This window comes from Pseudomonas sp. B21-051 (assembly GCF_024748795.1).
In the GTDB taxonomy this organism is placed as follows: Bacteria; Pseudomonadota; Gammaproteobacteria; order Pseudomonadales; family Pseudomonadaceae; genus Aquipseudomonas; species Aquipseudomonas putida_A.
Genome location: NZ_CP087166.1, coordinates 5,704,917 through 5,726,242, shown reverse-complemented (window position 1 = coordinate 5,726,242; position 21,326 = coordinate 5,704,917). Strand labels below are relative to the sequence as shown.

The window sequence follows — 21,326 nt, the reverse complement described above, 5'->3', positions numbered from 1 at the left end:
TCGCAGCCTGCGGCAGCTCCTACAGGTAGTGTGGTCTAGGGCTTCAGTACGGCTTTCACCGCCGCCACCGAACGCTCGACATCTTCCTTGCTCATCGTGGTGAACATCGGCAACGACACAATCAGTCGCCCGACTCGTTCGGCCACCGGCAACATCCCTTCCTTGAAACCGCGCTCGCGGTACAGGCTCAGCAAGTGAATCGGCGGGTAGTGATAGCCGATGCCGATGCCTTTGTCCTGCATCTGTTCCATGAACGTGGCGCGGGCCGGCAAGCCGTCCTTGCGCTCCGGCAGGACCAGCTGGAACAGGTGCCAGTTGCTCTGGGTGAAGTCCGCCGGTGGCAGTTGGGCGCCATAAGTCGCTTCAAAGTCATCGCCAAAACATTTGAAGTAGTGCCGGGCCAGTTCCTGACGATGGGCGGTCAGCGCCTCGATATGGGCGAACTGGCCGAGGCCGATGGTGGCAGCGACATCGGTCATGTTGAACTTGCCGCCGAGCACATCAACGTCCAGACCATCAAAGCCGTTGCGGGTCACGCCCTGCAAGCGGTACTTCTCCGCCAGCCGCGCTTCTTCCGGAGTGTTCAGCACCAGGCAGCCACCCTCGGAGCAGGTAACGTTCTTGTTCGCCTGAAAGCTGAACGACACGAAATCGCCGGTGGCGCCTATGCGCTGGCCGTTCCAGCTCGAACCCAGGGCCTGAGCGGCGTCTTCGACAATGCGCAGATTGTGTTTGCGCGCGATGGCGTACAAGCGCTCCATGTCCACCGGCAGGCCGGCGAGGTACACCGGAATCACTGCTTTGGTGCGTGGGGTGATGGCCGCTTCGAGCCGGTCCAGATCGATGTTGCGGGTCACCGGGTCAATGTCGGCGAACACCGGGGTGGCGCCGACTTCGAGGATCACGTTGGCGGTGGCGACCCAGGAAATCGGCGTGGTGATCACTTCATCACCCGGGCCGATGCCGGCGATGCGCAAGGCGATTTCCATGGTGCAGGTGCCGGAGTTGAAGGTGCGCACCGGGCGCCCGCCGAAGTATTCCGACAGTTGTGCTTCAAAGGCCTGGACCTTCGGCCCGCTGGTGATCCAGCCGGAGCGCAGCACATCGCCGACGGCGGCAATCGTGGCTTCATCAATGACAGGTTTGGAAAACGGCAGGAACGGCAGTTGGCTCATGAGGGTTCGATCATCCGAAAGTTGGACGCCTGATGCAGGCGCTACAGCATGCCCCGGAAGCCCTGCCGCCGCCAAGCCGTGCGCGTCGGTATCGGCTGCTATGCTGGTTTGACCGTGTTGCATTGACGCCGAGCGCCAGCCAAGAGAGAGCCCGTCATGTCCCAGTTGCCATCCTTGAGCCAGTTACGCGACCCCGAAGCCTTCCTGCGCCGCCATTTGGGCCCCGACGCCACCGAACAACAGGCGATGCTCGACAGCCTCGGTCTAGGCAGCCGGGTCGAACTGATCGAGCAGACGGTGCCGCCGGGCATTTGCCTGAATCGGGCGCTGGACTTGCCGCCGGCCCTCGACGAGCAGGCGGCGCTGGCCAAGCTGCGCGGTTACGCCGAGCAGAACCAGGTGTGGACCAGCCTGATCGGCATGGGCTACCACGGCACGCTGACGCCGACGGTCATCCTGCGCAATGTGCTGGAAAATCCTGGCTGGTACACCGCCTACACCCCGTATCAACCGGAGATCGCCCAAGGCCGTCTCGAAGCGTTGCTGAATTTTCAGCAACTGACCATCGACCTCACCGGACTTGAACTGGCCAACGCCTCGTTGCTCGACGAAGCCACCGCCGCTGCGGAAGCCATGGCCCTGGCCAAACGTGTGGCGAAGTCGAAGAGCAATCTGTTTTTCGTCGATGAGAACTGTCATCCGCAAACCATCTCCGTGGTGCAGACCCGCGCCGAAGGTTTCGGCTTCGAGCTGATCATCGACGCTGTGGATAACCTCAACCAGCATCAGGTGTTCGGCGCGTTGCTGCAGTATCCCGACACCCACGGCGAGATTCGTGATCTGCGTCCGGTCATCGATCAACTGCACGCGCAGCAGGCGCTGGCCTGCGTCGCCACCGATCTGCTGAGCCTGTTGATGTTGACGCCGCCGGGTGAACTGGGCGCGGACGTGGTGTTCGGTTCGTCCCAGCGCTTTGGCGTACCGATGGGCTACGGTGGCCCGCATGCGGCGTTTTTTGCCAGCCGCGAGGAGTACAAACGGGCGATTCCGGGGCGGATCATCGGCGTGTCGAAAGACGCTCGTGGCAACGTCGCGTTGCGCATGGCCCTGCAAACCCGTGAGCAACATATTCGCCGCGAGAAGGCCAACTCGAACATCTGCACCGCGCAGGTGCTGCTGGCCAACATCGCCAGTTGCTACGCGGTGTATCACGGGCCGCAAGGCTTGAAACGCATCGCCCAGCGCGTGCACCGCTTGACCTGCATCCTGGCGGCGGGCCTTGAGCGCCATGGCCTGCAGCGGGTCAACGGGCAGTTTTTCGACACCCTCACGCTGGAGGTTGGCGGCGCGCAGAGCGCGATCATCGACAGCGCCAAGGCTGCGCAGATCAACTTGCGGATTCTCGGGCGTGGCCGAGTCGGCTTGAGTCTCGACGAGACTTGCGATGAAAGCACGGTGGCCAAACTGTTCGACGTGCTGCTGGGCGCCGATCATGGGTTGAATGTCGACGACATTGACGCAGAAGCACTGGTTTCCGGCATTCCCGACCAGCTGCAGCGCAACACGCCGTACCTGCGCCACCCGGTGTTCAACGCGCATCACAGCGAAACCGAGATGCTGCGCTACCTCAAGCAACTGGAGAACAAGGATCTGGCGCTCAACCAGTCGATGATCCCGCTGGGCTCCTGCACCATGAAACTCAACGCCACCAGCGAGATGATCCCGATCACCTGGCCGCAGTTCGCCAACCTGCACCCGTTCGCGCCTCGGGAGCAGGCGGTCGGTTACACCTTGATGATCGAAGAACTGCAGCGCTGGTTGTGCGCGATCACCGGGTTCGATGCGATTTGCATGCAACCGAATTCCGGAGCCCAGGGCGAGTACGCCGGGCTGCTGGCGATTCGCAAATATCACGAGAGCCGGCAGCAGGGCGCACGGGATATCTGCCTGATTCCGTCCTCGGCCCATGGCACCAACCCGGCTTCGGCGCAAATGGCCGGGATGCGCGTGGTGATCGTCGAGTGCGACGAGGCCGGCAACGTCGATCTGGACGACCTGAAAACCAAGGCTGCCGCGGCGGGGGACAAGTTGTCGTGCCTGATGGCGACCTATCCATCGACTCACGGCGTGTATGAGGAGGGTATCAGCGAGATCTGCGAAGTTATCCACAAGCATGGTGGTCAGGTTTACATGGACGGCGCCAATCTCAATGCGCAGGTCGGGCTGGCGCGGCCGGCGGACATCGGCGCCGACGTGTCGCACATGAACCTGCACAAGACTTTCTGCATTCCCCACGGCGGTGGCGGGCCGGGCATGGGGCCGATCGGTATTCGCGCGCATCTGGCGCCGTTCGTTGCCAATCACCCGGTGGTGCCGATTGACGGCCCGCTGCCACAGAACGGCGCGGTCAGCGCGGCGCCGTGGGGCAGTGCGAGCATTTTGCCGATCAGCTGGATGTACATCGCGATGATGGGGCCGCAACTGGCGGATGCCAGCGAAGTGGCGATCCTCGCGGCGAACTATCTGGCGCAGCATTTATCCGGCGCATTCCCGGTGCTCTACACCGGGCGCAACGGGCGGGTGGCCCATGAATGCATTCTCGATCTGCGGCCGTTGAAGGCGCAGACCGGGATCAGTGAAGAGGACGTCGCCAAGCGCCTGATGGACTATGGTTTCCATGCGCCGACCATGTCCTTCCCGGTGCCAGGGACGTTGATGGTCGAGCCGACCGAGAGCGAATCGAAGGCCGAGCTGGATCGCTTTATCGGCGCCATGCTGAGCATCCGTGCAGAAATCACCGAAGTGCAGAACGGCAACTGGCCGGCGGAAGACAACCCGCTCAAGCGTGCACCGCATACCTTGGCGGATGTCACCGGAGTCTGGGAGCGGCCTTACAGCATCGAACAGGGCATCACCCCGGATGCACACACCAAGGCGCACAAGTATTGGCCGGCGGTGAATCGTGTGGATAACGTCTATGGGGATCGCAATCTGTTTTGTGCCTGCGTCCCGGTGGACGAGTACCGCTGAAGAGCAAAAGATCGCAGCCTTCGGCAGCTCCTACAGGGACCAGTGTAGGAGCTGCCGAAGGCTGCGATCTTTTGATTTTTTTACTCGGAAGCCACTGCGTTCTTCGCCAGAATCGCATTCGCCAGTTCCATGTCCGTGGCCTGCAGGCCCGGATTGTCGGCGCGGACTTTCTGCATCGCTGCTTCCAGGTACGGCCCACGGATGCCGCCATCGCTGGCGACGAAGCTGCCGGCATCGTCCTGTGCGGCAACGATCAGCTTGTGATCCTTGAAGGTCAGGTAGGTCGAACCGGTGGTAGCGCCGGACGAAATGACGTTACGCCAAAAGCTGTCGGCCATCGCTGAACCAACGGGAAGGGACAGCAAGGCAAGGGTGGCGACAGCAAGTTTGAGACGCATGATTGAGTGACTCCTGGGGGTTAACTACGGCGTTGGATAACGATTCGCCAATCCGGTTCCGTAGTGGCCTATTTCTGCTCGCTCTGCGGCGTAACCCGCAACACTTCTTCAAGGGTGGTCAGTCCCGCCGCGACCTTCTGCGCACCCGACAGGCGCAGGCTGCGCATGCCTTCCTTGAAGGCTTGCCGGCGGATGGCAGTGAGGTCGGTGTCCGGGGTGATGAGGGCTTTGAGGCTATCGCTCAACTGCATGATTTCGTAGACCCCGGCGCGTCCGCGATAACCGGTGTCGCGGCACTCCAGACAACCGATCGCCCGTTGCGCATTGCCCGGCAGTGGTGCTTGCCACGGGCGGGTCAGGGTTTGCCAGTCTTCCTCTTCCAGCGTCAGCGGCGCCTTGCAGTGTGGGCACAGGGTGCGCACCAGACGCTGGGCCATGACCCCGAGTACCGTGGCTTTGATCAGATAGTGCGGCACGCCGAGTTCGAGCAGACGGCTGATCGCGCTGGGGGCGTCGTTGGTGTGCAGGGTCGACAGTACCAGATGGCCGGTGAGCGCAGCCTGAATCGCCATTTCCGCGGTTTCCAGGTCGCGGATCTCGCCGATCATGATGATGTCCGGGTCTTGCCGCATCAGCGCACGCACGCCGGCGGCGAAGCTCAGGTCGATGTTGTGCTGCACCTGCATCTGGTTGAACGCCGGCTCGACCATTTCGATCGGGTCTTCGATGGTGCAGAGGTTGATCTCCGGCGTCGCCAGTTTCTTCAGCGTGGTGTACAGCGTGGTGGTCTTGCCCGAGCCGGTTGGTCCGGTGACCAGAATGATGCCGTTAGGCTGGCGGGTCATCTCCTGCCAGCGGCGCAGGTCGTCGGCGGAAAAACCAAGCTGGTCGAAGTCCTTGAGCAGCACTTCCGGGTCAAAAATCCGCATGACCATTTTTTCGCCAAACGCGGTGGGCAGCGTTGAGAGCCGCAGCTCCACCTCGCCACCGTCAGGGGTTTTGGTCTTGACCCGGCCGTCCTGGGGTTTGCGCTTCTCGGCGACGTTCATCCGCCCGAGGCTTTTCAGGCGGCTGACGATCGCCATGGTCACCTGCGGCGGGAATTGATAGACGTTGTGCAGCACGCCGTCGATGCGAAAGCGCACGGTGCCCTGTTCGCGGCGCGGTTCGATGTGGATATCGCTGGCGCGCTGCTGGAAGGCGTACTGGAACAGCCAGTCGACGATGTTGACGATGTGCGCGTCGTTGGCGTCCGGTTCCTGATCGCTGGCGCCGAGGTTGAGCAGTTGTTCGAAGTTGCCGAGGTTACCGCTCTGCGCGTCGGCAGTGCTGGCGCCGCTGACCGATTTGGCCAGGCGAAAGAACTCGACGCTGAAACGCTGGATGTCCACCGGGTTGGCGACGACCCGTTTGATCGGCAGCTTCAGCACGTGGGTCAGGTCAGCCTCCCAGCCGGTGACGTAGGGCTGGGCGCTGGCGACGACCACCGCATCGCGGTCGACCGCCACCGCAAGAATCTTGTGGCGCTGTGCAAAGGCGTAGGACATCAGTGGGGTGATGGCCGCAACGTTGATCTTCAACGGGTCGATGCGCATGTACGGCTGACCGGCCTGCTGCGCCAGCCACAGGGTCAGGCTTTCCAGATCCAGATGTTTGCCTGGACGGCTGAGGTCATCCAGTTGCTGGCTGGCGATGAACTCCAGCGGATGTTGCTGGCCGTGGGTCGCGTGGCGGCGCCGGGCATTGAGCGCCTGCTCCGCCGAATCCTGGCTGATAAAGCCTTGGGCGACCAGCTCACGCAACACATCGTTGAGATCCAGCCAGCGGTCCTGAGTGGCGAGTTGAACGGACATGCGGGCTCCTTTTGAACGACTGTGCGCAAAGGATAGTCGTGGCCCCGCCGACCGTTGGGCCACTACCCGACAAAGCCGTTGCCGGATTTGTCAGCCGGACGCCTGGGCCGGCGCAGACCACGCCGTGTCGGCGTCTTGCAGGTTCACCGAGCAGACGCTGATCAGGTTACGAAGTTTTTCCGCAATCACCTGGGCGCGATGCCAGCTCAGACCGTCAATGACGATATCGATCGACAGCAGATCGTCGAGCCGCTCGACGTGGACCTGTTGCGGCGTGAGGAACTGCAGCGCGAACAGGTTCAGCACCCGCACCAGCAGATCCGGCTCGGCTTCGGCGAGCAGTTGATAACGTACGCAGCAGTGCGCGTTGTTGACGTTCCACACATCGGCGCGGGGCGCGGGGGTATTCACGGCTTCGAGGTGAGGCATGTGCGGTCTCCAGAGTCAGTGGAGAAATTTTTACATTCGATGCCGGGCATTTCTTGTCTAAGATGAGCGAATTCGCGGATTGCTAGGCATGAGTAATTCGGAAAATGATCATTTTGAGGATTGGTTATGCACAGCGAGCTGGACAGCTACGACCGGCGGATTCTCGCCCTGCTGCAAGAGGACGCTTCGCTGTCCAGCGCGCAGATCGCCGAGCAGGTGGGCCTGTCGCAATCGCCGTGCTGGCGGCGGATTCAGCGGATGAAGGAGGAGGGGATCATTCGCGGGCAGGTAACCTTGCTTGATCGCAAGAAGATCGGCCTGAACACGCAGATCTTTGCCGAGATCAAACTCAACGCCCACGGGCGTTCGAACTTCACCGAATTCACCGAGGCGATTCGCGGCTTCCCGGAAGTGCTGGAGTGCTATGTGCTGATGGGCGCGGTGGATTTTCTGTTGCGGATTGTCGCGGCGGACATCGAGGCGTATGAGCGGTTTTTCTTCGAGAAGCTGTCGCTGGTGCCGGGGATTCAGGAAGTGAATTCGATTGTGGCGCTGTCGGAGATCAAGTCCACCACCAGCCTGCCGGTCATGGGGTAAAAGCAAAAGATCGTCCGAACGCGGCCCGAGCCTTCGGCAGCTCCTACATGGGAAAGGCGTACACCCTGTAGGAGCTGCCGAAGGCTGCGATCTTTTAGCGGTATTACATACGCAGCAGCATTTTCCACGCACGATTCTGATAAACCGCAATCGCCTGCTGCTTGCGTGCATCGAGCAGTTCGTCAGTGATCGTCGGTTCGTTGGCCAGTTGCGCCAGTTTGTTCAGCTCGCCATAGAGGCGGTCCATTTCCGCGATCTCCAGCACGTTGCGCGCGTGGTGCAGCCAGACCTGGATGCGTTCGATGCGCGGCAGTTGCTCGGCCAGATCTTCCGGCTGCTGCTGATAGCGCTGCAGTTGCAGGGACGTGGCTTCCTCGCCGAGCATGCGCGGCAACCAACTGTGCAGTTGCGCGGCGCCCTGACGATTGCCGCGGGTGTTGCGCTCGGCGGCCCAGGTACGGGCCAGCAGCCAGCGCGAGGCAGTCAGCGAGAACAGGCCCCAGCGCGGGTCTTCCAGTTCTTCAAGGAATTGCTCCGGCGCCGCCTTACGTACGTCTTCGTCTTCAATACCGACCTGAACCAGCGGGCGCCAGTCTTCCAGCAGTGCATCCAGCGCCACGCGCAGGTCGTGGGTGGCCGGGCGCGGTGCGGCCTGGCCGAGGCTGCTGAGCAGGGCACGCATTTCCGCGAGGTTCTCGACCCAGTCCTGCAGCAGGCGCCAGTGGCCGTTGAAGCGGTACTGTTCGGCCAGACGCTGGCTGCTGCCGAGCAAGTGCCAGGCCAGCGCGGCGAAGGCGTCGTCAAGTTGGGTTTCCGGGGTCAGTTGCGGCGCCGGCAGGCTCAGCGAGTAGCTGTTGGCGTCGTAAAGACGGTAGCCGCGCTCGGCTTTGCTGATGTCGCACGGCATCAGGGCCAGGGTTTCGGCCAGTTCCGCGGCCAGTTCCAGCAGCGCGGCAGGCTCGCCTTCACGCAGTTCCAGTTCCAGCTCGCAGATTTCTTCTTTCTGCTTGCCGACCACCACGTGACCGAGGTCGAGTGCGGCTTCGATAACCACTTTGGCCTTGCCGCGGCCCCAGGCGATTTCCGCACGCTCGCGGACGAAATCGGTGGTGAAGATCGGTTTCAGGGTTTTCTTGTCCAGCTCGGCCAGCGACTCGGGCCAGCATTCGCCGTCGAGTTTCTTCACGTCGAGCTTGGCTTTGGGCAACGTCCAGTCGTACTCGTTACGCTCGGACAGACCGGCAATGCTCTGGCCGCGGGTCTTGAGGGTCTGAATCACTTCGTCACCGTCCTTGCGCAGACGCAGGGCGACTTTGGCCTGAGCCAGATCGCGCTCGGGGGTGTCGAAGTACTGGTTCATCAACTCACGGCGTTCCCAGCCATTTTTGTTGCGTTTTTTCAGTAGCGGGTGTTCGCGCAGGGCAGCGAGGGTTTCGCGGCTGACGCGGAGTTTGATTTCGGTTTCTTTCTGCATGGCCGGAAAATCCAGGATCGGGAGCGCAGCCGGGGGGAATGTGTGGCTGCCAAGGCCGTGCAGTGTACAGGACTCAAACTTCCTACGCCCTGCGGCGGTTTATTCCGAGCGCCGGATGGCTCTATGATGGACTTCAAATCGGGAGTTGGAGTCAGCGATGCCTTTGCCATCCATGCAAGACCAGTTCGCGGCACTGATCGCCGCACCGTCGGTCAGTTGCACCCAACCGAGCCTGGATCAGTCCAACCGGGCGGTGATCGATTTGCTCGCCGACTGGCTGGGGGATCTGGGCTTCAACTGCGATATCCAGCAGGTCAGTCCCGGCAAATTCAATCTTCTCGCCAGTTTCGGCAGTGGCCCCGGCGGCCTGGTCCTGGCCGGGCACAGCGATACCGTGCCGTACGACGACGCGCTGTGGCAGACCGATCCGCTGAAACTCACCGAAGTCGATGGCCGCTGGGTCGGACTGGGCAGTTGCGACATGAAGGGTTTTTTCGCGCTGATCATCGAGGCCGTGCAGCCGCTGCTCGACCAGCCGTTCAAGCAACCGCTGCTGATCCTCGCCACCTGTGATGAAGAAAGTTCGATGTCCGGTGCTCGCGCGCTGGCCGAGGCCGGCAAGCCGCTGGGCCGTGCGGCGGTGATCGGCGAGCCGACCGGGCTCAAACCGATTCGCATGCACAAGGGCATCATGATGGAACGCATCGATATACTCGGGCAGAGCGGCCATTCGTCGGATCCGCGCCTGGGTCACAGCGCCCTCGAAGCGATGCACGATGCCATCGGCGAACTGCGCGGTTTGCGCCTGCTGTGGCAACGTGAATTCAACAACTCGCAGTTCAGCGTGCCGCAACCGACGATGAACTTTGGTTGCATCCATGGCGGCGACAACCCGAATCGCATCTGCGGCCAGTGTTCGCTGGAGTTCGACCTGCGCCCACTGCCGGGCATGGACCCGAAAGTCCTGCGTGCGGAAATCCTGCGCAAGCTCAACCCGGTGGCCGAGCGGCATCAGGTGAAGATCGACTACCAGCCGTTGTTTCCGGAAGTGCCGCCATTCGAACAGGCCGAAGACGGCGAATTGGTGCGCATCGCTGAAAAACTCACCGGTCATAGTGCCGAAGCAGTAGCGTTCGGCACCGAAGCGCCTTATCTTCAGCGCCTTGGCTGCGAAACCATCGTGCTCGGCCCCGGCGACATCGCCTGTGCACACCAGCCCGGCGAATACCTTGAAATGTCACGTTTGCAGCCTACCGTGCATCTATTGCGGCAGTTGATTGAACATTACTGCCTGACAGCTGACGAACGATGATCAACCCCTGTGGGAGCGAGCCTGCTCGCGAAAGCGCCATTCCAGACACCTCAATGTCGACAGATCCACCGCTTTCGCGAGCAGGCTCGCTCCCACAGGGGGGACGGTGTTTTGTCTGACCAAACGCTGTAAATTGCCAGCACCCCAACCCGTATTCATGAGGAGAGCGCGCGTGTCGCCAAGCCTGTTCCGACGATAACCATCAGCCCGCTGTGCGTTTTCCGTTTCGCCCTTTTTTCCGGCTGCTATTTATTACAGGCCCAGGTTCATGCCCGAATACGTCAATTGGCTTCGTCACGCGTCCCCTTACATCAATGCCCACCGCGACTGCACCTTCGTCGTCATGCTGCCCGGCGACGGCGTGGAGCATCCGAACTTCGGCAACATCGTCCACGACCTGGTGCTGCTGCACAGCCTCGGCGTGCGTCTGGTGCTGGTCCACGGTTCGCGCCCGCAGATTGAAACCCGCCTCGCCGCTCGCGGCCTGACCCCGCACTACCACCACGGCATGCGCATCACCGATGCGGCGACGCTGGAGTGCGTGATCGACGCGGTGGGCCAGTTGCGCATCGCCATCGAAGCGCGACTGTCGATGGACATGGCCTCGTCGCCGATGCAGGGCTCGCGTCTGCGGGTGGCCAGCGGCAACCTCGTTACCGCCCGGCCGATCGGTGTGCTTGAAGGTGTCGACTATCACCACACCGGCGAAGTGCGTCGGGTCGACCGCAAAGGCATCAATCGTCTGCTCGACGAGCGCTCGATTGTGCTGCTGTCGCCGCTGGGCTACTCGCCGACCGGGGAAATCTTCAACCTCGCCTGCGAAGACGTCGCCACCCGCGCCGCCATTGACCTCGGTGCTGACAAGCTGCTGCTGTTCGGCGCCGACCTCGGTCTGATCGACGAGAACGGTAAACTGGTGCGTGAACTGCGTCCGCAACAGGTGCCTGCGCATCTGGCGCGTCTGGGCAATAACTATCAGGCGGAACTGTTGGATGCCGCCGCCGAGGCCTGCCGTGGCGGCGTGGCGCGCAGCCATATCGTCAGTTATGCCGAAGACGGTGCGCTGCTGACCGAACTGTTCACCCGCGACGGTGGCGGCACGCTGGTCGCGCAAGAGCAATTCGAGCTGGTGCGCGAGGCGGCGATTGAAGACGTCGGTGGTTTGCTTGATCTGATCAGTCCGCTGGAAGAGCAGGGGATTCTGGTGCGTCGTTCGCGCGAAGTGCTGGAGCGCGAGATCGAGCAGTTCAGCGTGGTCGAGCGTGAAGGGATGATCATCGCTTGTGCGGCGCTGTACCAGATTGCCGATTCGGACGCCGGTGAGCTGGCATGCCTGGCGGTGAATCCGGAGTATCGCCATGGCGGTCGCGGCGATGAGCTGCTGGAGCGCATCGAGACCCGTGCCCGGGCGCAAGGGTTGAAAACCCTGTTCGTCCTCACCACCCGTACCGCGCACTGGTTCCGCGAGCGTGGCTTCGAGCCTAGCAGCGTCGAGCGCCTGCCGGCGGCGCGGGCGTCGCTGTACAACTATCAGCGCAACTCGAAGATCTTCGAAAAGACCCTGTAACCCAATCCCTGTAGGAGCTGCCGCAGGCTGCGATCTTTTGACTTTGGTTTCCTGAAAACAAGATCAAAAGATCGCAGCCTGCGGCAGCTCCTACAGGGTTTTGTGTTTACTCAGCGATGAACTTCGCACTGACGTACGGCGAATAGTCCGGCAGCACCGTCTCGACCTTGCCCTGTTCCTTCAAAAACTTCGCCGTCTCACCAATCGCTTTCGCCGTGCCGCCGTCCAGCAGTGCGGTGGATTGCTGCGCCTTGGCATCAGGGAACGCGGAACCGGCGAGCAACTCCGGCACGTCGGCCGCATTGGCACCCGTCAGTTTTGCGATTTTCTGCACCGGTGCCGAGTCCGCTGTCCAGCTGTCCTTATGGCTGGCGTAATCGGCAAACGCGTCTAGAGTGACCTTGGCAAACCTGGCCACCACCTCAGGATGCTTCTCGGCGTAGTCCTTGCGCGCGACCCAGACTTCGAAGGTCGGTGCGCCCCACTGGCCGACTTGCGCGGCATCGGTCAGGGTCTTGCCGGTCTTGCGGATTTCACCCAGTGCTGGCGACCAGACAAACGCGCCATCGATATCCCCACGCTTCCAGGCTGCGGCGATTTCCGCGGGCTGCAGGTTCACCACTTTGACTTTCGAAGTGTCCAGGCCCCAGTGCTTGAGTGCACCGAGCAAGCTGTAGTGGGAGGTGGAAACGAAGGGCGTGGCGATGGTCTTGCCGAGCAGATCCTGCGGGGAATTGATCCCGCTGCCATTGCGCACCACCAAGGCTTCGGCGGCATTGATCTGCGCTGAAACAATGAAGGCGACGATCGGCAGATTGCGTGAAGCAGCCGCTGCCAAAGGGCTGGAGCCGAGGTTGCCGATCTGTACGTCGCCCGATGCAATGGCTGTCACAACTTCCGGGCCACTATTGAAGCGTCGCCAGTCGATCTTCTGGCCGATGGTCGTTTCGTAAGTACCGTCGGCCTGAGGCACTTTGCTCGGATCGATACCGGTTTGATAACCCACCGTGAGGTTGGCGGCTTGAGCGGAGAAAGAAATTATCGCTGACACACAAACTGTAACAAATTGACTAGATAGTGCCCGTTTGGCCATGATGGCGTCGCCTTTTGGATAGGGTTTGACGTGATTCGAATACGTCAACGCTAATCGATCTAAAAATAGGCGAACAAATACCATTTAGTAATTAGCTTAGTAGCCGATATCCTGTGTTGCGCTGCAGGTGGCCATTACTGGGCCATATACCCAGATGGTATAAAAAAGAATGAAATAATTCTTTTTGGGGTTATCAGGAAAGTCAGTACTGTGCAGGGACCCAAATACTGCGATTAGACCTTGGTCGTAGACACACAAGGTTACGATTGACTTGTCAGTCACGCTCTGGCGCTAATCGCGAACCTACGGATCCGGGCATTCGACCAGGACCAGGAACACAAGAATTAGAAACGAGAGGAGCTTTACATGAACAAGTCCACCTTGGCCCTGGCTGTGGCCGTAGGGGTTATGGCGCAGCAGGCAGGCGCCGCCGGTTTCATCGAAGACAGCAAGGCCACTCTGGGCCTGCGCAACTTCTACATCAACACTGACAACCGCGATGGCGCTGGCGCGAACAAGAACGAAGAGTGGGGCCAAGGCTTCGATCTGCGTTTCATCTCCGGCTACACCCAAGGCACCGTGCAGTTCGGTGTTGACGCGATCGGCCTGTACGGCGTGCGTCTGGATTCCAGCCCGGCTACCAGCGGCAACTCCGCAGGTACCGCTTCCGGCGGCACCGTATTCCCAAGCGATGGCAACCGTGCAGTGCATGACTTCGCCAGCCTGGGCGTGACCGGCAAGGTCAAGATCTCCCAGACCGAGCTGAAGGTCGGTACCCTGATGCCGAACAACCCGGTCATCAAGTACAACGACGGTCGTCTGCTGCCGCAAACCTTCCAGGGTGAAGCAATCACCTCGAACGAGTTCAAGGATCTGACCCTGACTGCCGGTCAGGTTGAGGCCGTGAAAGGTCGTAACTCGAGCAACAACGAGAACATGTCGATCGCCGGCGCAAACGCCAGCTCGAACTACGACAGAGGCGTGTTCAGCAACAAGTTCTACTACGGTGGTGCTGACTACAAGGTCACCAAAGACCTGACCGCTTCGTACTACTACGGCGAGCTGAAAGACTTCTACTCGCAGAACTTCCTCGGTCTGGTGCACAACTGGGCAATCGGCCCGGGCGTGCTGAAAAGCGACCTGCGTTACTACCGCAGCCGTGACAACGGTGCCAACGGCGATACCGCTGCGTACTACACCAGCGGTTACTACGGTGGCACTACCACCAAGGGCAAAGTCGACAACGATCTGTACAGCTACCTGGCGCTGTACTCGGTTGAAGGTCACACCTTCGGTGCCGGCTACCAGTACACCAAAGGCGACAGCGACTTCCCTTGGCTGAACCAGGGTGACGGCTCGTCCAACAGCACCATCACCGACATGCAGATCCAGAAGTTCGCCCGTGCTGGCGAGCGTACCTGGCAGGCTCGCTACGGCTACGATTTCGCCAAGATCGGCGTTCCTGGCCTGACCGCCAACCTGATCTACCTGCGTGGTAACAACATCGATACCCCGCTGGGCGAAAAAACCGAGTGGGAACGTGACCTGACCATCGGTTACGTGATTCCGGAAGGCCCGCTGAAAAACCTCGGCGTAGCCTGGAAAAACGCGATGTGGCGTACCGACCTGGCGAACACCCGTTCCCAGGACGAAAACCGCCTGATCGTCAGCTACTCGATCCCGCTGCTGTAATAGCGCGCTCAAGCGGCTGATGTAAAAAAGCCCCGTCCGGCATCGCGCCGGACGGGGCTTTTGCATTTTCGGGTCAGGCTCACCCCCGTAAGCCTGTCCCGAAATTCCCCTCTTTTGCAGCTACTCAAGGCCTTCTCGAACCTTGAGAGGGATGTTCGTCGCGATGCCGCCAAGCGTCCAGTGAACGATGTTTAATATTCTTTTGGATTCTAGATATCTACTTATTTATTCTTTTTCATGATGTTGAATCCCGAGCTACAGTTGAGTTCTCCAACAACTCATCAGGAGCAGCACCATGAGCCTCAGACTCGGCGACATCGCCCCCGACTTCGAACAGGATTCCAGCGCCGGCAAGATTCGTTTCCACGAGTGGCTGGGCGATAGCTGGGGCGTGCTGTTCTCCCACCCGGCCGACTTCACCCCGGTGTGCACCACCGAGCTGGGCTTCACTGCCAAGCTCAAGGATGAATTCGCCAAGCGCGGCGTCAAAGCCATCGCGCTGTCGGTCGACCCGGTCGACTCGCACCACAAGTGGATCGAAGACATCAACGAAACCCAGAACACGATCGTTAACTTCCCGATCCTGGCCGATGCCGATCGCAAGGTTTCCGACCTCTATGACCTGATCCATCCGAACGCCAACGACACCCTGACCGTGCGCTCGCTGTTCGTGATCGATCCGAACAAGAAGATTCGCCTGACCATCACCTACCCGGCGAGCACCGGGCGCAACTTCCACGAGATCCTGCGGGTGATCGATTCGCTGCAGCTCACCGACAACTACAAGGTGGCCACTCCGGCCAACTGGCAGGACGGTGAGGAGGTGGTGATCGTGCCGTCGCTCAAGGACGAAGAAGAGATCAAGCGGCGCTTCCCCAAAGGCTATCGCGCGGTGAAGCCATACCTGCGCCTGACGCCGCAGCCGAATCGTTAAGAGCAAAGATCGCAGCCTGCGGCAGCTCCTACAAGAGTAAGCCGTTCAATGTAGGAGCTGCCGAAGGCTGCGATCTTTTTGATGCATCCCAATAGCAGGGGATTTCAGGCCGTTTCACCGGCCTTTTTTTTCGCCCGCAGTTTGTTGAAACACATATCTCAAAAACGCATAACCAAATGAATAAATATGATTTATGGATATATGAATCAGCTGGTAAGGTCACTCCCATCGAAGCGAGATCGCAACCCGCGAATCGCCTGTAACGCTTAAGGAATTGTCTCAATGCTGGTCGTCTCACTCGGTGGCAGTCCCAGCCAGCGCTCACGCTCAGGAGTGTTGCTCGAGCGCTCGCAACGCTGGTTGCAGGCGCAAGGGGTGGAAGTGGTGAGTTATCAGGTGCGGGACTTCCCGGCCGAAGACTTGCTGCATGCCCGCTTCGATAGCCCGAAAGTACTCGACCTGCTGGCGCAGATTGAAAACGCCGATGGCCTGCTGATCGCCACGCCGGTGTACAAGGCGTCGTTTTCCGGTGCGCTGAAAACCGTACTGGATCTGCTGCCGGAACGCGCCCTGAACCACAAGATTGTGTTGCCGATGGCCACCGGCGGCAGCATCGCCCACATGCTGGTGGTCGATTACGCGCTCAAGCCTGTGCTGTCGGCATTGAAGGCCCAGGAAATGCTGCAAGGGATTTTTGCCGAGGACAGCCAGATCGCCTACGGCGAGGGCAGTGCCCAGGCGCAGTTGGCGCCGGCTCTGGAGCAGCGGCTGCATGAAGCGCTGGAGCAGTTTGTCAGCGCCATGGCCCGCCGGCCGAAACCTCTGGAGCCGGGCCTGTTGAATGAACGTTTATTGAGTGCTCGCTGGAGCATTTGAGCTTCACCCGAATTTGCTCCACTCACCTTACTCAGCCGCCAACGGCCAAGCAGGTGCAGCCAAAACCCAACAGCAAAAAGGAGAGCGCTATGCGCACTGTATTTTTGCGTCGTGGTCTGGTCGCTCTGTTTGCTGCGGCTGTCACCTTCGGCGCCATCACTCAAGCTCAAGCCGACACATTGCGGATCGGTTATCAGAAATACGGCACCCTGGTGCTGCTCAAAGCCAAAGGCACTCTCGAAAAACGTCTGGCCGCCCAAGGCGTGGACGTGCAATGGACTGAATTCCCTGGCGGCCCGCAACTGCTGGAAGGCCTGAACGTCGGCTCGATCGACTTCGGCGTGACCGGTGAGACTCCGCCAGTGTTTGCCCAAGCGGCGGGCGCTGATCTGCTCTACGTTGCCTACGAACCGCCAGCGCCGAACAGCGAAGCGATCCTCGTACCGAAGGACTCGCCGATCAAATCGGTGGCGGATCTGAAGGGCAAGAAAGTCGCCCTGAATAAAGGCTCCAACGTGCACTACCTGCTGGTGCGCGCACTGGAAGATGCCGGCCTCAAATACTCCGATATCCAGACCGTATTCCTGCCGCCGGCCGATGCCCGCGCCGCGTTCGAGCGTGGCAGCGTCGATGCCTGGGTGATCTGGGATCCGTACCAGGCTGCTGCCGAGCAACAGCTGCAGGCGCACACCCTGCGTGACGGCAAAGGCATCGTCGACAACCATCAGTTCTACCTCGCGACCAAACCTTACGCTCAGAAAAATCCCGAGGTGATCAAGACCCTCGTCGAAGAAGTGCGCGCTGTCGGCGAGTGGTCCAAAGCCAACCCTGAAGACGTGACCCAACAGGTCGCACCACTGCTCGGGCTGCCGGCGGACATCACCCTGACCTCGGTGAAACGCCAGGGCTACGGTGCGCTGTTCCTGACTCCGGAAGTAGTCGCTGCGCAGCAGAAAATCGCCGACACCTTCTACCAGCTCAAGCTGATTCCCAAGCCGTTGAGCATCAAGGATGTGATCTGGACACCACCGGCCGCTGTGGCCCAAAGCTCGGTTACCCAAGCCCAGTAAATCGAATCCCCAAGGAGACCACTCCATGAGCCTCAACATCTTCTGGTTCCTGCCTACCCACGGCGACGGCCATTACCTTGGCACCGCCGAAGGCGCACGCGCCGTCGACCACGGTTATCTGCAACAGGTTGCGCAAGCGGCGGATCGTCTGGGCTTTGGCGGCGTGCTGATTCCCACCGGCCGTTCCTGCGAGGACTCGTGGCTGGTGGCTGCGTCGCTGATCCCGGTGACCCAGCGTCTGAAGTTCCTTGTTGCCCTGCGCCCCGGGATCATTTCCCCGACGGTGGCGGCGCGGCAGGCTGCGACGCTGGATCGTCTGTCTGGCGGTCGTGCGCTGTTCAACCTGGTGACCGGCGGTGACCCGGAAGAGTTGGCCGGTGATGGTCTGTTTCTCAACCATGAAGAGCGTTATCAAGCCTCGGTGGAATTCACCCGCATCTGGCGTCGGGTGCTGGAAGGCGAAACCGTCGATTACGACGGCGAACACATCAGCGTGAAGGGCGCCAAACTGCTCTATCCGCCGATCCAGCAACCGCGTCCGCCGCTGTACTTCGGCGGCTCGTCGGAAGCGGCGCAGGATCTGGCCGCCGAACAGGTCGAGATGGTACTGACCTGGGGCGAGCCGCCAGCCGCAGTGGCCGAGAAGATCGAACAAGTGCGCGCCAAAGCGGCAAAGCTCGGACGCACCGTGCGCTTCGGCATTCGTCTGCATGTGATCGTGCGCGAAACCAACGCCGAAGCCTGGCAAGCGGCAGACCGACTGATCTCGCATCTGGACGACGACACCATCAAACGTGCGCAGGCCTCGCTGGCGCGCTTCGATTCGGTCGGCCAACAACGCATGGCCGCGCTGCACGGCGGCAGTCGCGACAACCTCGAGGTCAGCCCCAACCTGTGGGCGGGTGTCGGCCTGGTGCGGGGTGGTGCCGGTACCGCGCTGGTCGGCGATGGTCCGACTGTAGCTGCCCGCGTGAAGGAGTACGCGGATCTGGGCATCGATACTTTCATCTTCTCCGGTTATCCACACCTCGAAGAGTCGTACCGCGTCGCTGAACTGCTGTTCCCGCACCTCGACATCGAGCGTCCGGAGCTGCCGAAAAGCGCCGGTTACGTCAGCCCGTTCGGCGAGATGGTGGCCAACGACATTCTTCCCAAAGCCGCGTCGCAGAGCTGAGGCGCGCCATGAAAAAATTTATCCACAGCCTTGCGCCCTGGGCGTTGCCGGTGCTCTTGCTGGCGGTGTGGCAGTTGTCGGTGTCGGCCGGCTGGTTGTCGACGCGGATCCTGCCGGCGCCGGTGGCAGTGATCGAGGCCGGTGTCAGCCTGGTGTGCAGCGGCGAGATCTGGACGCACCTGGCGATCAGCGGCTGGCGCGCGGCGCTGGGCTTCACCATCGGCGGCAGCATCGGCCTGGTGCTGGGCTTCATCACCGGCCTGTCGAAGTGGGGTGAACGCCTGCTCGACAGCTCGGTGCAGATGATCCGCAACGTGCCGCACCTGGCGCTGATTCCATTGGTGATCCTGTGGTTCGGCATCGACGAGTCGGCGAAGATTTTCCTGGTCGCGTTGGGCACGTTGTTCCCGATCTACCTCAACACCTATCACGGCATCCGCAACGTCGATCCGGCGCTGGTGGAGATGGCGCGCAGTTATGGCTTGAGCGGTTTCAGTCTGTTCTGGCAGGTGATTCTGCCGGGTGCGTTGCCTTCGATTCTGGTCGGCGTGCGTTTTGCTCTGGGCTTCATGTGGCTGACGCTGATCGTCGCCGAAACCATTTCCGCCAGCTCCGGCATCGGCTATCTGGCGATGAATGCCCGGGAGTTTTTGCAGACCGATGTGGTGGTGCTGGCGATCCTGCTTTACGCGGTGCTCGGCAAACTCGCCGACCTCGCCGCCCGTGGACTTGAGCGTGTGTGGTTGCGCTGGCATCCGGCCTATCAGGTGGCCAAGGGAGGTGCGGCATGACCGCTCAACAACCTCCACGCCTGCTGCGCGGGATTCCGCTGGTGGTGCGCAATCTGCAGAAAACCTTCGGTGCGCGGCAGGTGCTGCGCGACATCGACCTGCACATTCCGGCGGGGCAATTCGTCGCCGTGGTCGGGCGCAGCGGGTGCGGCAAGAGCACCTTGCTGCGCTTGCTCGCCGGCCTCGATCAACCGACTGGCGGCGAGCTGCTGGCCGGTGCCGCACCGCTGAGCGATGCGCGCGAAGACACCCGGCTGATGTTCCAGGAAGCCCGGCTGCTGCCGTGGAAAAAGATCATCGACAACGTCGGCCTCGGCCTTAAAGGCAACTGGCGCCCGAAAGCTCTGGAGGCGCTGGAAGCGGTGGGTCTGGCGGATCGCGCCAACGAGTGGCCGGCGGCCTTGTCCGGTGGGCAGAAGCAGCGTGTGGCGCTGGCCCGGGCGCTGATTCACCAACCTCGCCTGCTGCTGCTCGACGAGCCGCTGGGTGCGCTGGATGCGCTGACCCGGATCGAGATGCAGCAACTGATCGAACGACTCTGGCAAAAGCATGGGTTCACCGTGCTGCTGGTGACCCACGACGTCAGCGAAGCGGTGGCGATTGCCGACCGGGTGATTCTGATCGAGGACGGCGAAGTCGGCCTCGACCTGCAAGTGGAGTTGCCACGTCCGCGAGTGCGCGGATCGCATCGACTGGCGGCGCTGGAAACCGAAGTGCTCAACCGTGTTCTGTCCCTGCCCGGCGAGCCGCCGGAGCCGGAACCTGTTTCACCACTGCCTACGCAATTGCGTTGGGCGCAATAACTCAAGCTTTATCAACGACAGGAATCAAAGCCATGACTATCAAAGCCATCAACGTGCGCAACCAGTTCAAAGGCTCGATCAAGGAGATCGTTCTCGGCGACGTGCTGTCGGAAATCGACGTGCAGACTGCCTCCGGCATCGTCACTTCGGTGATCACCACCCGCTCGGTCAAGGAGCTGGAACTGGCGGTGGGCAGCGAAGTGATCGCCTTCGTGAAATCCACCGAGGTGTCGATCGCCAAGTTGTAAGCCAGTGAGTAAAAAACAACCCCGAAAGGCGCGAGCCCTTCGGGGTTTTTCTTTTTGAAGATCAAAAGATCGCAGCCTTCGGCAGCTCCTACAAGGGAGTGCGCGCCTGTAGGAGCTGCCGAAGGCTGCGATCTTTTAGCGTTTAGGCAGATACGGCGGCAGATACAACCCGAGATAGGCATCAAACACCCGCATCCCTTCCTCGGCCATGCGCGGCGTGATCTGTCCGTGTTGCTGCACCGAGCGCGCATACACGCGGTCGCCCAGTTCCATCGCCAATGCAAACACATCGACATCGCTGGGCAGGCGCGGCAATTCGAAGTGATGGTCGAACAGCTTGTGCATCAGGTCGCCGAGTTCGATGTCGTGCTGGCGGTCGGCCTGGGTCACTTCGGTCAGGCCGTGCTGGGCGAGGATCAACTGGCGGGCTGCGGCGTCTTCGTCGTAGATCTCCAGCATGCGTTGCTCGATCAGTCGTGACAGGTCACGCCAGTCGCGCAATGCTTCGTGGTCGATCGGCGCTTGCAGGCAGGCGCGAAACGCCGCGTGCACATCGGCAGTCAATGCTTCGAGCAGCGCAGGGACACTGGCGAAGAAGTGATACACGGAGGACGGCGGAATCTGCGCGCGTTCGGCGACGCTGTAGATCGACAGACTGGCCACCCCTTCGGCGGCCAGCAGCGTGCGCGCGGCGTCGAGTATCGAATCGATGCGCGCCTGGCTGCGGGCACGGGGTTTGCGGACGGGGGAGGGACGCGTCATGGAAGTCTCCTGCGGGGCAGCGGGCATTGTACGCGGAGCGCCCATCCC

19 protein-coding genes are annotated in these 21,326 nt (G+C 61.2%); 12 read left to right on the top strand and 7 right to left on the bottom strand.

Annotated features, from left to right (window positions below; genetic code table 11):
• Window positions 1–35 precede the first annotated feature (35 nt).
• Window positions 36–1,175 carry a DegT/DnrJ/EryC1/StrS aminotransferase family protein gene (locus tag LOY52_RS25835; RefSeq protein ID WP_258677095.1) on the bottom strand — a complete coding sequence of 380 codons (1,140 nt, stop codon included), beginning with the start codon at window positions 1,173–1,175 and terminating at the stop codon, window positions 36–38.
• A gap of 156 nt (window positions 1,176–1,331) precedes the next feature.
• On the opposite strand from LOY52_RS25835, the gene gcvP reads away from it, so the two are divergent.
• On the top strand, window positions 1,332–4,205 hold the full coding sequence (gene gcvP, locus LOY52_RS25830; protein ID WP_258677093.1) for an aminomethyl-transferring glycine dehydrogenase: 2,874 nt from the start codon (window positions 1,332–1,334) through the stop codon (window positions 4,203–4,205).
• Window positions 4,206–4,285: 80 nt separating this feature from the next.
• Here gcvP and LOY52_RS25825 read toward each other — a convergent pair whose 3' ends face one another.
• From LOY52_RS25825 to LOY52_RS25815, 3 genes are all read right to left on the bottom strand, one after another.
• The gene (locus LOY52_RS25825; protein ID WP_169843014.1) at window positions 4,286–4,606 is read right to left on the bottom strand and encodes a DUF2388 domain-containing protein; all 321 of its coding nucleotides are present in this window, start codon (window positions 4,604–4,606) and stop codon (window positions 4,286–4,288) included.
• A gap of 65 nt (window positions 4,607–4,671) precedes the next feature.
• Window positions 4,672–6,456, bottom strand: a complete 1,785-nt coding sequence (locus tag LOY52_RS25820; RefSeq protein WP_258677091.1) for a GspE/PulE family protein — start codon at window positions 6,454–6,456, stop codon at window positions 4,672–4,674.
• 90 nt (window positions 6,457–6,546) lie between these two features.
• Window positions 6,547–6,885, bottom strand: a complete 339-nt coding sequence (locus tag LOY52_RS25815; RefSeq protein WP_202369129.1) for a hypothetical protein — start codon at window positions 6,883–6,885, stop codon at window positions 6,547–6,549.
• Between the two features lie 126 nt (window positions 6,886–7,011).
• Here LOY52_RS25815 and LOY52_RS25810 point away from each other — a divergent pair, with 126 nt between their 5' ends.
• A complete protein-coding gene (locus LOY52_RS25810; protein ID WP_108590097.1) occupies window positions 7,012–7,482 on the top strand; it encodes an Lrp/AsnC family transcriptional regulator in 471 nt (156 codons plus the stop codon).
• Window positions 7,483–7,585: 103 nt separating this feature from the next.
• Here LOY52_RS25810 and LOY52_RS25805 read toward each other — a convergent pair whose 3' ends face one another.
• Entirely contained in the window at window positions 7,586–8,956 is a 1,371-nt protein-coding gene (locus LOY52_RS25805) for an inorganic triphosphatase (protein WP_258677088.1), read from the bottom strand.
• Between the two features lie 157 nt (window positions 8,957–9,113).
• Between LOY52_RS25805 and argE the strand changes: the two genes are divergently transcribed.
• Complete coding sequence (gene argE, locus LOY52_RS25800) at window positions 9,114–10,268, top strand: acetylornithine deacetylase (protein ID WP_258677084.1); 1,155 nt, start codon at window positions 9,114–9,116, stop codon at window positions 10,266–10,268.
• A 268-nt stretch (window positions 10,269–10,536) separates the two neighbouring features.
• Window positions 10,537–11,835, top strand: coding sequence for an amino-acid N-acetyltransferase (argA, locus tag LOY52_RS25795; RefSeq protein WP_007967974.1), 1,299 nt, complete (start codon window positions 10,537–10,539; stop codon window positions 11,833–11,835).
• A 106-nt stretch (window positions 11,836–11,941) separates the two neighbouring features.
• Here the strand turns inward: argA and tauA are convergent, their stop codons facing one another.
• Complete coding sequence (gene tauA, locus LOY52_RS25790; RefSeq protein WP_258677080.1) at window positions 11,942–12,928, bottom strand: taurine ABC transporter substrate-binding protein; 987 nt, start codon at window positions 12,926–12,928, stop codon at window positions 11,942–11,944.
• A gap of 366 nt (window positions 12,929–13,294) precedes the next feature.
• Here tauA and LOY52_RS25785 point away from each other — a divergent pair, with 366 nt between their 5' ends.
• From LOY52_RS25785 to LOY52_RS25750, 8 genes are all read left to right on the top strand, one after another.
• Window positions 13,295–14,620 carry an OprD family porin gene (locus LOY52_RS25785; RefSeq protein WP_007967978.1) on the top strand — a complete coding sequence of 442 codons (1,326 nt, stop codon included), beginning with the start codon at window positions 13,295–13,297 and terminating at the stop codon, window positions 14,618–14,620.
• A gap of 295 nt (window positions 14,621–14,915) precedes the next feature.
• A complete protein-coding gene (locus LOY52_RS25780; RefSeq protein WP_202369124.1) occupies window positions 14,916–15,554 on the top strand; it encodes a peroxiredoxin in 639 nt (212 codons plus the stop codon).
• A gap of 282 nt (window positions 15,555–15,836) precedes the next feature.
• Window positions 15,837–16,430 (top strand): NADPH-dependent FMN reductase, encoded by a 594-nt coding sequence (gene ssuE, locus LOY52_RS25775; protein ID WP_258677076.1) that lies wholly within the window; start codon window positions 15,837–15,839, stop codon window positions 16,428–16,430.
• A gap of 89 nt (window positions 16,431–16,519) precedes the next feature.
• The gene (locus tag LOY52_RS25770; RefSeq protein ID WP_258677075.1) at window positions 16,520–17,500 is read left to right on the top strand and encodes a sulfonate ABC transporter substrate-binding protein; all 981 of its coding nucleotides are present in this window, start codon (window positions 16,520–16,522) and stop codon (window positions 17,498–17,500) included.
• Between the two features lie 25 nt (window positions 17,501–17,525).
• Window positions 17,526–18,674: an FMNH2-dependent alkanesulfonate monooxygenase gene (gene ssuD / locus LOY52_RS25765; protein ID WP_003229262.1), complete on the top strand. Its 1,149-nt coding sequence runs from the start codon at window positions 17,526–17,528 to the stop codon at window positions 18,672–18,674.
• A gap of 8 nt (window positions 18,675–18,682) precedes the next feature.
• The gene (ssuC, locus tag LOY52_RS25760; protein WP_258677072.1) at window positions 18,683–19,465 is read left to right on the top strand and encodes an aliphatic sulfonate ABC transporter permease SsuC; all 783 of its coding nucleotides are present in this window, start codon (window positions 18,683–18,685) and stop codon (window positions 19,463–19,465) included.
• Window positions 19,462–20,268 carry an aliphatic sulfonates ABC transporter ATP-binding protein gene (gene ssuB / locus LOY52_RS25755; RefSeq protein ID WP_258677069.1) on the top strand — a complete coding sequence of 269 codons (807 nt, stop codon included), beginning with the start codon at window positions 19,462–19,464 and terminating at the stop codon, window positions 20,266–20,268. Before ssuC ends, ssuB begins: the two co-directional genes overlap by 4 nt.
• 32 nt (window positions 20,269–20,300) lie before the next feature.
• Window positions 20,301–20,516 carry a molybdopterin-binding protein gene (locus tag LOY52_RS25750; RefSeq protein ID WP_007967989.1) on the top strand — a complete coding sequence of 72 codons (216 nt, stop codon included), beginning with the start codon at window positions 20,301–20,303 and terminating at the stop codon, window positions 20,514–20,516.
• Window positions 20,517–20,651: 135 nt separating this feature from the next.
• On the opposite strand, the gene LOY52_RS25745 is transcribed toward LOY52_RS25750, so the two are convergent.
• Window positions 20,652–21,278 carry a TetR/AcrR family transcriptional regulator gene (locus tag LOY52_RS25745; protein WP_258677068.1) on the bottom strand — a complete coding sequence of 209 codons (627 nt, stop codon included), beginning with the start codon at window positions 21,276–21,278 and terminating at the stop codon, window positions 20,652–20,654.
• Window positions 21,279–21,326 lie beyond the last annotated feature (48 nt).